The organism is Pantoea sp. Lij88, assembly GCF_030062155.1.
In the GTDB taxonomy this organism is placed as follows: Bacteria; Pseudomonadota; Gammaproteobacteria; order Enterobacterales; family Enterobacteriaceae; genus Pantoea.
Window position 1 is genome coordinate 2,284,847 of record NZ_CP118269.1, and the last position, 13,888, is coordinate 2,298,734.

Annotated in this window: 16 protein-coding genes; 12 read left to right on the plus strand and 4 right to left on the minus strand. The window is 56.6% G+C overall.

What is annotated here, in order from left to right; genetic code table 11:
• Window positions 1–149 precede the first annotated feature (149 nt).
• Window positions 150–911 carry a DUF481 domain-containing protein gene (locus PU624_RS14470; protein ID WP_283545538.1) on the minus strand — a complete coding sequence of 254 codons (762 nt, stop codon included), beginning with the start codon at window positions 909–911 and terminating at the stop codon, window positions 150–152.
• Between the two features lie 351 nt (window positions 912–1,262).
• On the opposite strand from PU624_RS14470, the gene ghoS reads away from it, so the two are divergent.
• Window positions 1,263–1,583: a type V toxin-antitoxin system endoribonuclease antitoxin GhoS gene (ghoS, locus tag PU624_RS14475; protein ID WP_283545539.1), complete on the plus strand. Its 321-nt coding sequence runs from the start codon at window positions 1,263–1,265 to the stop codon at window positions 1,581–1,583.
• Window positions 1,584–1,661: 78 nt separating this feature from the next.
• Window positions 1,662–2,555, plus strand: a complete 894-nt coding sequence (locus PU624_RS14480) for a fructosamine kinase family protein (RefSeq protein ID WP_283545540.1) — start codon at window positions 1,662–1,664, stop codon at window positions 2,553–2,555.
• Between the two features lie 12 nt (window positions 2,556–2,567).
• Here PU624_RS14480 and PU624_RS14485 read toward each other — a convergent pair whose 3' ends face one another.
• Window positions 2,568–3,104 (minus strand): YniB family protein, encoded by a 537-nt coding sequence (locus PU624_RS14485; RefSeq protein ID WP_283545541.1) that lies wholly within the window; start codon window positions 3,102–3,104, stop codon window positions 2,568–2,570.
• A gap of 145 nt (window positions 3,105–3,249) precedes the next feature.
• Here PU624_RS14485 and hxpB point away from each other — a divergent pair, with 145 nt between their 5' ends.
• The 6 genes from hxpB (at window position 3,250) to PU624_RS14515 (ending at window position 8,577) form a co-directional block, all read left to right on the plus strand.
• Window positions 3,250–3,918, plus strand: coding sequence for a hexitol phosphatase HxpB (hxpB, locus tag PU624_RS14490; RefSeq protein ID WP_283545542.1), 669 nt, complete (start codon window positions 3,250–3,252; stop codon window positions 3,916–3,918).
• A gap of 174 nt (window positions 3,919–4,092) precedes the next feature.
• Complete coding sequence (gene kduI / locus PU624_RS14495; protein WP_283545543.1) at window positions 4,093–4,929, plus strand: 5-dehydro-4-deoxy-D-glucuronate isomerase; 837 nt, start codon at window positions 4,093–4,095, stop codon at window positions 4,927–4,929.
• Window positions 4,930–4,945: 16 nt separating this feature from the next.
• The gene (kduD, locus tag PU624_RS14500; protein WP_283545544.1) at window positions 4,946–5,707 is read left to right on the plus strand and encodes a 2-dehydro-3-deoxy-D-gluconate 5-dehydrogenase KduD; all 762 of its coding nucleotides are present in this window, start codon (window positions 4,946–4,948) and stop codon (window positions 5,705–5,707) included.
• 140 nt (window positions 5,708–5,847) lie between these two features.
• Complete coding sequence (locus PU624_RS14505; protein WP_003848345.1) at window positions 5,848–6,438, plus strand: metal-dependent hydrolase; 591 nt, start codon at window positions 5,848–5,850, stop codon at window positions 6,436–6,438.
• Between the two features lie 151 nt (window positions 6,439–6,589).
• A complete protein-coding gene (locus tag PU624_RS14510) occupies window positions 6,590–7,981 on the plus strand; it encodes an L-cystine transporter (protein ID WP_283545545.1) in 1,392 nt (463 codons plus the stop codon).
• Window positions 7,982–8,169: 188 nt separating this feature from the next.
• A complete protein-coding gene (locus PU624_RS14515; RefSeq protein ID WP_283545546.1) occupies window positions 8,170–8,577 on the plus strand; it encodes a DUF6515 family protein in 408 nt (135 codons plus the stop codon).
• Between the two features lie 66 nt (window positions 8,578–8,643).
• On the opposite strand, the gene osmE is transcribed toward PU624_RS14515, so the two are convergent.
• A complete protein-coding gene (gene osmE / locus PU624_RS14520; RefSeq protein WP_010245718.1) occupies window positions 8,644–8,979 on the minus strand; it encodes an osmotically-inducible lipoprotein OsmE in 336 nt (111 codons plus the stop codon).
• Window positions 8,980–9,273: 294 nt separating this feature from the next.
• Here osmE and PU624_RS14525 point away from each other — a divergent pair, with 294 nt between their 5' ends.
• The 4 genes from PU624_RS14525 (at window position 9,274) to cho (ending at window position 13,298) form a co-directional block, all read left to right on the plus strand.
• Complete coding sequence (locus tag PU624_RS14525; RefSeq protein WP_283545547.1) at window positions 9,274–10,476, plus strand: multidrug effflux MFS transporter; 1,203 nt, start codon at window positions 9,274–9,276, stop codon at window positions 10,474–10,476.
• Window positions 10,477–10,594: 118 nt separating this feature from the next.
• A complete protein-coding gene (gene nadE / locus PU624_RS14530; RefSeq protein WP_283545548.1) occupies window positions 10,595–11,419 on the plus strand; it encodes an NAD(+) synthase in 825 nt (274 codons plus the stop codon).
• 60 nt (window positions 11,420–11,479) lie between these two features.
• Window positions 11,480–12,370 (plus strand): aromatic amino acid DMT transporter YddG, encoded by an 891-nt coding sequence (gene yddG / locus PU624_RS14535; RefSeq protein ID WP_283545549.1) that lies wholly within the window; start codon window positions 11,480–11,482, stop codon window positions 12,368–12,370.
• 67 nt (window positions 12,371–12,437) lie between these two features.
• A complete protein-coding gene (gene cho / locus PU624_RS14540; protein WP_283545550.1) occupies window positions 12,438–13,298 on the plus strand; it encodes an excinuclease Cho in 861 nt (286 codons plus the stop codon).
• Window positions 13,299–13,372: 74 nt separating this feature from the next.
• Here the strand turns inward: cho and spy are convergent, their stop codons facing one another.
• A complete protein-coding gene (gene spy / locus PU624_RS14545) occupies window positions 13,373–13,867 on the minus strand; it encodes an ATP-independent periplasmic protein-refolding chaperone Spy (protein ID WP_283545551.1) in 495 nt (164 codons plus the stop codon).
• Between the last annotated feature and the right edge of the window lie 21 nt (window positions 13,868–13,888).

Genomic DNA, 13,888 nt, shown 5'->3' on the forward strand with positions numbered 1-13,888 from the left:
ATGTCACCAGGATTGCAGTGCGGAGCAGATGATAGCAGTTTTCCCCGGCGAGAAAAACCCATGCCCTTTTCGCTAAGCCATGGAGACAACGAAAAAAAGCGGCCTGACGCAATGTCAGGCCGCCGGGGAGACCGCAGGCAAAAATATGCTTACATCGCGTAAGAGAGCATGACCGAGGTTTTGGTGTCGGTACGTTCCGGCGCAGATTCAGCAGGATGATTATTCCAGCTGACGTTGTAGGCGAGTTTCAGCGCGAAATGGCTGTTGATCGCCACCTGCAGGCCGGTTTCAGAGTTCACCGTGGTGTCTTCTCCGAAGCTGCTCAGTACTGACACGCCCTGAACAAATTTGGTGGTGTCGGTCAACTGCCACTGATAGCTGACTGCGCCATAGCCCAGTGCTTTAGTCTGATGACCGCCCGCATGGTAGTCGTCATAGCGGACACCCGGACCAAATTCCGCACGCAGCGAGTGCACCGGACCATTCAGAATCTGACGACCATAACCGGCAGTCAGCACGTCACGTGAATCGTAGCCATTGAAACGATCGCTTAACCAGCTCGCCTGTCCAAACAGGTAGTCATAGGAGTTGAGGTTATAGCGTGAACGGCCACCGATGTTGTAAGTCTCAGAGGAGCGCTCATCGTTTGACGAGGTGTTGGCTGCGTTACCCCACAAGCTGTAAGCCATCGATGACTGATACCAGGTCATATTGGTCTGCGCAGTCAGTGATGAACTGGTGGTGTTACCGGTTTGCGCCAGGTATCCCGCAGCAGCAGAACCTTCAAACGGCTTTTTGGCCGTGGAAGGGTCATCCATTGAGGTAAATACGGCGTTATCGGCCAGTGCCTGGTGACAAAAAGCTCCGGCGGAGAGCAAAAGAACAGCAGACAGCTTGTTATAGGCTTTCATTAAATGTGATCCGTGCGACTGTTTAAAAAACGGAGAGTCTGAAGCGTTTTGCCGGGCATTCAATGCAATTTACGGTAAGTTTTGTAAAAAATTATTAACTTACACAAAATGCCTGGAATCGCCCTGACAACCCCTGTTAATTGGGACTCATCTCATTAACGTCGCGCATTATAGTGCTGCACAAATGAAAAGCCAGACGTAACGGCAGAAGAATTTTGCATCACCTCACCGGTTACTTACGCAGATTTACGCTATGTGTCACGTCAGACACGCAGCATCTCCTTCATAATTCGCCTGATTTTTCGCCATGGTCTACGCTCAGTTCAGTTTCCTTTCCCCCGGAGGTACCTCATGAGCAGCAATGAATTGACCCGCTATATCGTGACCTTTCATTATCAGGAATCGGGATTAAGTGACATCCTGGAGCTGACCAGCGCGATGACCGCCGCCGGTTTTACGACCACGCTGGCGGATGACAGTGGCCATCCCCATGAACTGGGAACCAACAGCTATGGCATTGTCAGTACGCTGGACGCGGACGATCTGCGTCAGCAGGTCACCGCGGCCGGTGAAAGTGCGCTGGGACAAAAACCTGAAGTGACCGTCACGACCTTCGAAGCGTATCTGCGCGACGCCGCCGATCATCGCCCCGCCGCATCCGCGCCAGAATAAGAGGTGCAATCGCGCGGGTTTTGGTGAATATTTAGGCATCACAATCTGACTTACGCAGCGAATAACGAGGATAGCCCTATGTGGTCAGCCATTAGTCGTCTGTTAAGCGAGCAGTTAGGCAACGCCGAAATCACTCAACGTCACGCCCTTGCGGGTGGTGATATCCATCCTACCTGGCATATCCGCTACGGTGACCACGACGTCTTCGTCAAAAGTAACAGCCGTGAAATGCTGTCGCTCTTTACCTGGGAAGCCGACCAGCTGGCGTTGCTGGCGCGCACCGGCACGGTTCGCGTACCAGAGGTTTATGGTGTGGGTCATCATCGTGAAGAGAGCTTCCTGCTGCTGGAGTACATCCGGCCACAGCCGCTTGATGAGCAAAGTGCGTATCAGCTGGGTCAGCAACTTGCGCACCTGCACCAGTGGAGCGAGCAGACGCAGTTCGGGCTGGATTTCGACAACAACATCACCACCACGCCTCAGCCCAACAGCTGGCTGCGACGCTGGTCGGTGTTTTTTGCCGAACAGCGCATTGGCTGGCAGCTGCAGCTGGCGGCGGAAAAAGGCATTCAGTACGGGGATACCGAACTGATCATCGCCTCCGTGCAGCGGGTACTCGCCTCGCATCATCCGCAACCGTCATTGCTGCATGGCGATCTCTGGCCTGCTAACTGCGCCAGCAGTGAGAACGGTCCCTGGCTGTTCGATCCCGCCTGCTACTGGGGAGACCGCGAATGCGATTTAGCGATGCTGAGCTGGTACCCCGACCTGCCGCGTCAGATTTACGACGGCTATCAGTCGGTGTGGCCATTGCCGGATGGATTTTCGCAGCGTCTGCCGGTTTACCAGCTCTACTACCTGCTGAACCGGGCTAACGTATTTGGCGGGCACTGGCCTGGCGATGCACAATTCGCCATTGGCCAGTTGCTGGATGAGGATGCGCTGGGACACAGCCAGGCCAGACCGGCCTGACCCTGATGTCTGTCAGATAAAGCCCAGCAGCGACAGCGCGAAATAACCGGCTATCGCAATTACCACCGGCAGGACATAGAGCGGGAAGATCTGCAGGAAGATGGTGTGGCGAGGAACGCGCACCTTCTCTTCCAGTTGCTGACGGCTGCGTCCTTCAGGGCCTTTTGCCTGCTCAAGAATCATCTGATCCTCGATCCCCTCTTTGACGCGGCGAGCCTGACGTCCCATCCGCGCGCCTGACGACTCCAGCGCCAGTCCGACAAAAATCAGAATGTAGATCAGCCAGAAACCCAGGTTCATCTGACCGTTAAATTCGGGTACCGGCGAGTTATGCCAGAAGACGTTCAGGAACGGCGTATTAAAGCGCAGCATATCAACAATGACATGGACGAAATCGAGCATCACGGCGTCAATGCCCGGCTGCTTTTCGCTGTGCTTAAACATAAAGCTCAGAACAGAAATAATGGTCGACAGCAGCGCCACTAAAAAGAGCACCCAGCCCGCCACGCGCTTAAGGATGGCGATACGGCCAGCCTGTTGATAAGTCATGATATCTCCTGAACCCGGAATCCAATTTGCCGTCAGTCTACCTGCCAACGGTGAAATTTCCCAAATAAAGCGTGGCCGATCGGGCAGAGAGTGCGCCCGCAGAAAATGATGTTAAGGTAAAGCCAACCTTATAAGGAGACCACTGATGCCCTTTTACCGCCCTGTCCTCGCCGCCCTGTTTGATATGGATGGCTTACTGATCGATTCTGAGCCGCTGTGGGATCAGGCTGAACTGGATATCTTTTCAACGCTGGATGTTGACCTGTCACGTCGCAGTGAAATGCCCGACACCCTGGGACTGCGCATCGATCAGACGGTGCGGATGTGGTACGAAACGCTGCCCTGGCAGGGTCCCTCTCAGCAGGAGGTCACTGAGCGTATTATTGCGCGCGCCATGGCGCTGGTGGATCAGACCCGCCCCCTGCTGCCGGGCGTGGAAACGGCGCTGCAGCTGTGCCGCGAACACGGACTGAAAATCGGCCTTGCCTCCGCATCGCCACTCCGGATGCTGGAACAGGTGCTGGAGATCTTCAACCTGCGCCACTATTTCGATGTGCTCTCTTCGGCAGAAGCGCTGCCCTTCAGCAAACCCCATCCGCAGGTCTATCTCAACGCTGCCGACAGCCTGGCGATCGATCCGCTTAACTGCGTGACGCTGGAAGATTCGTTTAACGGCATGATTGCTACCAAAGCCGCGCGTATGCGATCGATTGTGGTGCCCGCAGCTGAACACCGTGACGATTCCCGCTGGGCGCTGGCGGATGTCCGGCTGGATACTCTGACACAGCTCAGCCTGCAACATCTGCAGGGATGATAAACAGCCCGCCTGATGCGGGCTTTTTTTACCTGTTACACCTCTCGCTTGATCCCGCCCGCAATAAAATAAAACAACGTTTCATTTTTATTGAATTCCCATCCCGCTCTGCCTAAGATGCCCAAAGCGTCCCCGTTCGGGGCATGAATAACCTGACCTGCAGAGAGGCCTGAGATGGACATTCGCCAAAGTATCCACAGCGATCATGCAAAACAACTCGACACCGACGCGCTGCGCCGCGAGTTCCTGATTGAGACGATTTTTACTCCCGATGACTACACCCTGACCTACAGCCACATCGACCGCATCATCATTGGCGGCGTCATGCCGGTGAACACGCCGGTCACGATTGGCGATGAGATGGGCAAACAGCTGGGGGTCAGCTATTTCCTCGAACGCCGCGAGCTGGGCATGATTAATATCGGCGGGCCGGGGTGGGTAGAAGTAGACGGTAAAGGGTGGGAAATCGGTCATGAAGAGGCGCTCTACATCGGCAAAGGTGCGCGCAACCTGTTGTTCCGCAGCCTGAACCCGTCTCAGCCCGCCAAATTCTATTACAACAGTGCGCCCGCCCACAGCACCTTCCCGGACAGGAAGATCACGCTGCAGGAGGCGGCCACCGCAACGCTGGGTGATGCCGCGACCTCTAACCGCCGCACCATTAACAAATTTATCGTGCCGGATGTGCTGCCGACCTGTCAGCTCACCATGGGCTTAACCAGGCTGGATGAAGGCAGCCTCTGGAACACCATGCCCTGCCACACCCATGAACGCCGCATGGAAGTCTACTTCTACTTCGATATGAGTGAAGAGAGCGCCGTCTTTCACATGATGGGACAACCGCAGCAAACCCGCCATCTGCTGGTACATAACGAGCAGGCGGTCATCTCACCCAGTTGGTCAATTCACGCCGGTGTCGGCACCCAGCGTTACACCTTTATCTGGGGCATGGTGGGTGAGAATCAGGTCTTTGATGACATGGACCACGTCAAAATCAGTGAACTGCGCTGAGCAGAGGAGAAACACCATGGTACTGAATATGTTTAACCTGGAAGGTAAAGTGGCGCTGGTGACCGGCTGTAACACCGGTCTCGGGCAAGGTATGGCGCTGGGTCTTGCGCAGGCGGGCTGTGATATCGTCGGCGTAAACCGTGATGGCCCGGATGATACCCAAAGCACAGTCGAGGCGCTGGGTCGCCGCTTCTGGCCAGTGCAGGCCGATCTGATGCAGACCAGCGTGGTGGCCTCTGTGGTTGAACAGGCGGTGGCGGCGGCAGGCAAAATTGACATTCTGGTCAACAATGCCGGCATTATCCGGCGTGAAGACGCGCTGAATTTCAGCGAGCAGGACTGGGATGATGTGATGAACATCAACAGCAAAAGCCTGTTTTTCCTCTCGCAGCAGGTTGCCCGCCAGTTTATCGCGCAGGGTAAGGGCGGCAAAATTATCAATATTGCCTCCATGCTCTCCTTCCAGGGCGGAATCCGGGTGCCCTCCTATACGGCGTCGAAAAGTGCCGTGATGGGACTGACCCGTCTGATGGCGAATGAATGGGCAAAACATGGCATTAACGTCAATGCCATCGCCCCCGGCTATATGGCAACTAACAATACCGAACAGCTGCGTAATGATGAGTCGCGCAGCGAAGAGATCCTGGGCCGTATTCCGGCCGGACGCTGGGGCGTGCCTGATGACATGATGGGCCCGGTGGTCTTCCTGGCCTCTTCTGCTGCCGACTACGTTAACGGCTACACGCTGGCAGTCGATGGCGGCTGGCTGGCGCGTTAATCTTTCTGGCGGACAGAGTTTCATCGCTGTCCGCCCTGTTAATAATATTCATGCTTCGTTACAGCGTCACATGTTCTCATTTACTGGATAAATCCCTATACTGGATGCATCGACAGCTTTCTTTGCAACCAGGTTCTATCATGACGGGCGAAGGCCACATCATTTTTGCCATTGCCAGCGCTATTTTTGCTAAGCGTGCTGAGCTGACACCCGTGCTGGCGCAGGCCGACTGGTGGCATCTTGTTCCCTCAGCCCTGCTGACATGTCTGTTACCCGATATCGATCACCCCAAATCTCTGCTGGGACAGCGACTGAGCTGGCTCTCTCACCCTATTGCGCGGGCGTTTGGCCATCGGGGCTTTACCCACAGTCTGCTGGCCATCGCCGCCGGTTTGTGGCTTTTTCAGATTAACCTGCCCCAATCGTCGCCGATACCGCCCGATGTGCTGCAGGGTCTGACGCTCGGTTACCTGAGCCATATCGTGGCCGACATGCTCACGCCCGCCGGGGTTCCGCTACTGTGGCCCTGCCGCTGGCGCTTCCGGCTGCCGATACTGCGCAGCCAGAAGGGCAATCAGCTTGAGCGGGCATTGTGTCTGGGCCTGGTTGGATATGCGCTGTGGTTTCCGGTGGGGATGCCATCTTTTGGTGCAAACGGCTGGCCGTCGCAGCTCTTCGACACGCTACAAAATGGCGTCGGGCGGTTAATTTCCAGTCATACTGCGCAATAAAAGCGCGCAAAACGCCATTAAGTTATAAAGCATTCCATTTGGATATAAGGCACCCTCAACGCCTGCTGTTACCATTCCTGCTGTCTTAATTCGTGATTAACATTATGCGGCCTTCCTGTGACGGAAGGCCGCATTACTCTGGAGTTTCAGCATGGACCTTCCTCTTACGCTTAATATCGTGGCCTTTGTGGTGCTGCTGGTATTGCTCTCCCGCTTCAGCCGTCAGAACTGGAGCCTGTCGAAAAAAGTGCTGACCGGTCTGGTGATCGGCGTGCTGTTCGGCCTGGTGTTGCAGTTGATCTACGGCGAAAACAGCGCAGTGGTCAAAGAGTCGATCAGTTGGTTTAACATCGTCGGTAATGGCTATGTCCAGTTGCTGCAGATGGTCGTGATGCCGCTGGTGTTCGTTTCCATTCTGAGTGCGGTCGCCCGTCTGCATAACGCCTCGTCGCTGGGAAAAATCAGCGTACTGACCATCGGCGTTCTGCTGTTCACCACCGCCATTTCGGCGCTGGTCGGCGTTTTCGTCACCGGCCTGTTTGGTCTGAGTGCGGAAGGTCTGGTTCAGGGCGTGCAGGAGACCGCGCGTCTCAGCGCAATCCAGAGCAACTATGTGGGCAAAGTGGCTGACCTGACCGTGCCGCAGCTGGTGCTCTCCTTTATCCCGAAAAACCCGTTTGCCGATCTGACCGGGGCGAGCCCGACCTCGATCATCAGCGTCGTGATCTTTGCCGCCTTCCTGGGTGTAGCTGCACTGCAGTTGCTGAAAGATGACGAAGTTAAAGGTCAGCGTGTGCTGGTGGCGATCGATACGCTGCAGTCGTGGGTCATGAAGCTGGTGCGCTTAGTGATGAAGCTGACGCCGTATGGTGTACTGGCGCTGATGACCAAAGTGGTTGCCGGTTCTAACCTGCAGGACATCATCAAGCTGGGCAGCTTTGTGGTCGCCTCTTACCTGGGCCTGGCCATCATGTTTGGTGTTCACGCCCTGCTGCTGTCGATCAATGGTATTAACCCGATGCGCTTCTTCCGCAAAGTGTGGCCGGTGATCACCTTTGCCTTCACCAGCCGCTCCAGCGCCGCCAGCATTCCGCTGAGCGTGGAGACCCAGACCCGTCGTCTTGGGGTGCCTGAGTCGATTGCCAGCTTCGCCGCATCCTTTGGTGCCACTATCGGCCAGAACGGCTGTGCCGGTCTCTATCCGACTATGCTGGCCGTGATGGTTGCGCCAACCGTAGGGATCAACCCGTTTGACCCGCTGTGGATTGCAACCCTCGTCGGAATCGTCACGCTGAGCTCAGCGGGCGTTGCGGGTGTCGGCGGCGGTGCCACCTTTGCTGCGCTGATTGTCCTGCCTGCGATGGGCCTGCCGGTAACCCTGGTGGCGCTGCTCATCTCGATTGAGCCGCTGATTGATATGGGGCGTACTGCCCTGAACGTCAACGGTTCGATGACCGCCGGTTCCCTGACCAGTCGCTGGTTAGGGATGACCGATAAGCGCGTACTGGAAAGTGACGATAACGCCGAGCTGGCGCACCGTTAATCTGCTTTAAGCCTGGCGCACCCGCGCCAGGTTTTTCCCGTCCCCTTTCTCCATAATCTCCCCCATTGATGGCGACGCCGTTAAGAAAGCGTTAAGCATGGTAAACAGGCGAAAAATCGACGCTTTAGTGCTTGTCTTTGCCCGCTAAAAGGCGAATTCTGCATCCAGTCTTATGAGGAGAACACCTGATGAAAAAGATAATCGCCTCGCTTCTGACGCTGACGCTTCTGACGCCCGCTCTGGCTTTCGCCCATCCTGGCGACTGGGGCCCGGGATGGGGACGACATGGCGGACCCGGGCCACACTGGGTCGGTCCGGGACCTCACTGGGGCGGACCGGGACCGTATCGATTTCTGCCTGAAGCCGCAACGGCGGTGCTGATCGGCGGACTGACCTACTACCTGCTGAACGGCAGTTATTATCAGCGCCACGGCGATGAGTATGTGGTGGTAGAACCGCCCGCAGAGGCGCGGGTCAGCAGTGAGATGCGGGTACTCGACTTTAACGGCAAACGCTTCTATGTACAGGCGGGTCATTTCTACCAGCGGCAGATAGATGGCGATTATGTTGAGGTGCCGCGTCCCGCAGGGTTGTAGTCAGCGCCACAACGAAAAACGGCCCGTCACGATGACGGGCCGTTTTCTATTCAGAGGCACTAAAACTTACTGCTGAACCTGCGGATCGGTGTCATATTCCGCACAGCTCTGGAAGCCGTAGTTCATCACACGGCCGGTATCGTTGTAGCTCACGAAGTAAGTCTGAGCTTTACCGTCGCGCTGACCCAGAACATAAGTCTGGCAGGTGCCGCGCGCGTGAACCATGGTGATTTCAGTAGAAGGTGTACCGGCGATCTGACGAACCTGATCACGGGTCATACCCTTTTTAACATCCTTTACCACTGGCTTAGTCACGTAGCTTTCCGCACGATCGTAAGTCGTACAACCAGACAGTGCAGCCAGTGTCAGCGCCGCAGCGATACATCCCATCACTTTATTCATCTTGTTGTTCCTCATTGATTGTCCATGTGGAAACAAGCCTGGAACATAACTGCTGATTTATCAAGTTTATGAGGAACAATTAGTCGCAGAATGAATGTCAGGATTTCGTAAATAAGGCTGTTTTACTGTCAACGCAGCCGTATACTTCCTGGCAAAACAGGTTCCGGCAGCGACCCGATTTCAGACTTCGCACCTTCTATCATTACAGGCGCAGATCGCTGGCGTCATCGCTTTACCGGACGCTGTTCTTTATCCGCTTTCTGTCCACCCCATCGCTGACTATCCTGAGGAACAATGACCCCTGCTCACTCCAACCGACTGGTTTATGCCATCACGCTGGGCCTGCTGGCCGCACTCGGCCCGCTCTGCATCGACCTCTATCTGCCTGCTCTGCCGCAGATGGCGCAGGATCTGCACACCGAAACCGCCACCGCGCAGCTGAGTCTGACCGCTGGTCTGTTAGGCCTGGGCTTTGGTCAGCTGCTCTTTGGCCCGATGAGCGATAAGTTCGGCCGCCTGCGTCCGCTGACCCTGTCACTGGTGTTGCTGTTTATTGCCTCGATGGGCTGTGCGCTGGCGCAGGATATCCACCAGTTGCTGGTGGCGCGGCTGTTCGAAGGGTTAGCGGGTGCGGGCGGCGCGGTGCTGTCACGGGCAATTGCACGCGATATGTACAGCGGCCATGAATTGACGCGCTTCTTCGCGCTGCTGATGCTGGTCAACGGCCTGGCACCCATCGGCGCGCCGGTTCTGGGCGGTGTGCTGATGACGATTGTCGACTGGCGCGGCATCTTCATGGTGCTGGGCGGCATTGCCATTCTGCTGATCCTGCTGGCGCGCTGGAAGCTGCATGAAACCCTGCCCGACGCCCGCCGCAGCCAGGGATCGATATTCTCCGCTTACGCGGCACTCGGTCAGGTAATGACGCATCGCCCCTTTATGGGCTTCTGCCTGACCCAGGGCTTTATGATGTCGGGCATGTTCGCCTACATCGGTGCGTCGCCGTTCGTGCTGCAACAGCTCTACGGACTTTCACCCCAGGCCTTTAGCTTCTGCTTTGCGGCCAACGGGTTGGGTCTGGTTATCGCTTCGCAGACCAGCGCCCGCCTCTGTCCGTTGTGGGGCGAATATCGGGTGCTGAAAGGCGGACTGACCCTGGCCTTTGTCGCCTCCAGCCTGTTGCTGCTGGCCGCCCTGTTCCATGCACCTTTAGCGCTGCTGCTGGTGGCGCTGTTCTTTACCATCGCCAGTAATGGCGTCATCGCTACCACCGCCTCATCGCTGGCGATGCAGAGCCAGGGCCATCGGGCTGGCAGTGCCTCGGCAGTCATTGGCGTCACCATGTTTACGCTGGGTGCGATTACCGTGCCGATCACCGGCATCGGCGGCACCTCGGTAATGAGCATGTGTGCCACTATTTTTGGCTGCTTTATGATGGCGATTCTGATGTTCAGCGTGCTGGCGAAAAAACCGCAGCCGCAGGCAAAAACTCACTGATTTCGCAACGTTTAGCCGTAATCAGTTACCGCTTAAGCTTGTTGTTTTGACGCAGGCACGTTAGCTTTACTAAAACGTTCGCATCGAGCCGACGGGCCACTGACCTGAGGAGAAGTTCATGTCACTGCAGCAGGAAATTATTGAAGCACTGGGTGTAAAACCTACCATCGACGCCGGCCAGGAAGTGCGCGTCAGCGTCGATTTTCTCAAAGCCTACCTGAAACGCCACAGCGGACTGAAAACGCTGGTGCTGGGGATCAGCGGCGGTCAGGATTCAACCCTGGCAGGCAAGCTGGCGCAGACCGCGATCAGCGAACTGCGTGAGGAAAGTGGCGATAACGATTACACCTTTATTGCGGTGCGTCTGCCGTATGGTGTGCAGGCGGATGAGCAGGATTGTCAGGATGCACTGGCCTTCATCAAGCCCGACCGTTCGCTGGCGGTAAACATCAAAGAATCCGTACTGGCCAGTGAGCGCGCGCTGAAAGATGCCGGTATCACCCTGTCCGATTTCGTGCGCGGCAATGAAAAAGCGCGCGAGCGAATGAAAGCGCAATACAGCATCGCCGGTATGACCAAAGGGGTGGTGGTCGGCACCGACCACGCGGCTGAAGCGGTCACCGGATTTTTCACCAAATATGGCGATGGCGGCACTGACATCAACCCGCTGTTCCGCCTGAACAAGCGTCAGGGCAAACAGCTGCTGAAGCATCTTGGCTGCCCGGAACATCTCTATCTGAAGAAACCGACGGCCGATCTGGAAGATGATCGCCCTGGCCTGCAGGATGAAGTGGCGCTGGGCGTTACCTACGAGATGATCGATGACTACCTGGAAGGTAAAAGCATTCATCCTGACAGCGCCCGCATCATCGAAGGCTGGTATCAGAAAACCGAGCACAAACGTCGCCCGCCGATCACGGTATTCGACGACTTCTGGAAGTAATGCTGCGCCTCCTTTGCTCCGGCAAGGGAGGCTTCACTCATCCACCTTGTTGATTGCTGCATGCCTGCCACCGTTTCGCGCGCCACCCTCATCGGACTTATCGCCATTCTGCTCTGGAGCACCACCGTTGCTCTGCTGCGCAGCGTCAGTGAAGCCTTTGGCGCCACCGGCGGCGCGGCGCTGATCTACACCACCACGGCGATTCTGCTCTGCCTGACCCGCGGACTGCCCAGACCTGGCGCCTTTCCCGCTCTCTACCTGTGGCTGGGTGGCGCCCTCTTTGTCGGCTATGAAATCTGTCTGGCGCTGGCTATCGGGCTGGCCAGCGATCGCAGTCAGTCGCTTGAGCTGGGGATGATCAACTACCTCTGGCCCTGCCTGACCATCGTGCTGGCAATTCCGTTCCATCAGCAGCGTTTTCGCGTCTGGCTCTGGCCCGGACTGCTGCTGTCGCTGCTGGGGATCGTCTGGGTGCTGAAAGGCAGCAGCAGCGGCTCGCCCGCGCTGCTGTGGCAGAACATGCTGCGTAATCCTGTGGCTTATGCACTCGCCTTTATCGCCGCCCTGACGTGGGCGCTCTACAACAATGTTACCCGCCGCTTTGGCCGGGGTTCGAACGGCGTCACGCTGTTTTTTATCCTGACCGCGCTGGCGCTGTGGCTGAAATATGCCTTCAGCGAGCACCCTGCGCCGATGACGTTCGCGCGGGTACCGCTGCTGGAGGTGCTGTTTGTCGGACTCTCCACCGCCATCGCCTATTCCGCCTGGAATCACGGCATTCAGCAGGGCAACCTGACGCTGCTGGCCACCGCCTCGTATTTCACGCCGGTCCTTTCGGCCCTGCTGGGATCGCTGTGGCTCGGCCTGACGCCGCCGCTGGCCTTCTGGCAGGGCGTGGCAATGATTACCCTGGGCTCGCTGATCTGCTGGCTGGCCACACGGCGTCTTTAACCAGACGGCTGGCGATCATTTCACCTGCCTGTTATGCTGTATGGACAACCAGTAAGTGGAGTCCATTTTGGTCAGACGTGCAGCCATTCTTCGCCCCGAACCCGACGCGAATACAATTTATCAATATCCCGAACACCTGCGTGAATGGCTGGAAGGCCTGCCGAATCATCCTGGCGTCTATACCTTTCATGGCGAAAGCGAGTCACTGCCGCTCTATATCGGTAAAAGTGTCAATCTGCGTTCGCGGGTGATGTCCCATTTCCGCACCCCGGACGAGGCGAAAATGCTGCGCCAGTCGCGACGCGTGAGCTGGATCCCCACCGCGGGCGATCTCGGCGCGCTGCTGCTGGAAGCACAGATGATCAAAACCCAGCAGCCGCTGTTCAATAAGCGACTGCGCAAAAACCGCCAGCTCTGTTCATTGCAGATCACCGACGGCAAACCGAACGTGGTTTACGCAAAAGATCTCGATTTCAGTCAGTCACCCAACCTGTTTGGACTCTATCGCAGTCGATTTGCTGCGCTGGAACGCCTCAAGCAACTCGCGGATGAGTATCAGCTCTGTCATGGCCTGCTGGGGCTGGAAGCGCTGAGTGCGGGACGGGGCTGCTTCCGCTCGGCACTGCGCCGCTGTGCCGGAGCCTGCTGCGGTAAAGAGCCGGTCAGCGATCATCAGGATCGACTGCTGGAAGCACTGGAAAATGTGCGGGTCTTCTGCTGGCCGTGGCAGGGTGCCGTCGGCCTCGTCGAGGAAGGCAAAGAGATGACGCAGATCCATGTCATCGACCACTGGTTCTATCTCGGTTCGGTCAGCAGCATGGATGAGGCCAGAAAACTGCAGCGGCCCAAAGGCGGTTTTGATCACGACGGCTACAAAATCCTCTGCCGCCCGATTCTGTCGGGTGCCTACCCTATTCTTCCGCTATAAAAAAAACCGCCGACGCTGCCCACTCACATTCAGTGGACAGCGTCGGCGGTCTCAGACCGTTCGCTTAACTAAAGTTATTCAGCCGGTTCTGCTGGCGGCGCCATTTTGCCCTCATGCGGGCCTTTCTCAGTCAGACGCTTTTCAAAGTTCGCGTTGTACTGTTTCTTCTGATCCGGCGTCAGCACGTTATAGAGCTTGTTCTGGGTTTCCAGCATCTTCAGCGCATGCTCTTTCGCATTGGCAGACATCTTCTCTGCCTGCGCTTCTGCTTTGCTCTGGTCGAAGCTGTCAGACGCAATAATGTCATGGGCGGCGCGGCGCTCGTCCAGTGACGGACGCTGCATATCTTTGTGGCTCTCTCTCATGATGTCGCGCATCTGTGTTTTCTGCGCGTCGGTCAGATTCAGACCTTTAAACATCATCTCCGGGCCGTGGCGCATTGGCGGTTTGTGCATCGCTTTTTCGCTGCCTGCTGGCGGTGGAGTCAGGTTATCTGCTGCTGCATGGACGGCGCTGGCTGCACCAAACGCCAGCGAAGAAGCCAGTAAAAGGGAAGTCAGTTTGCGCATAATAGTGTCCTTATGATTCAT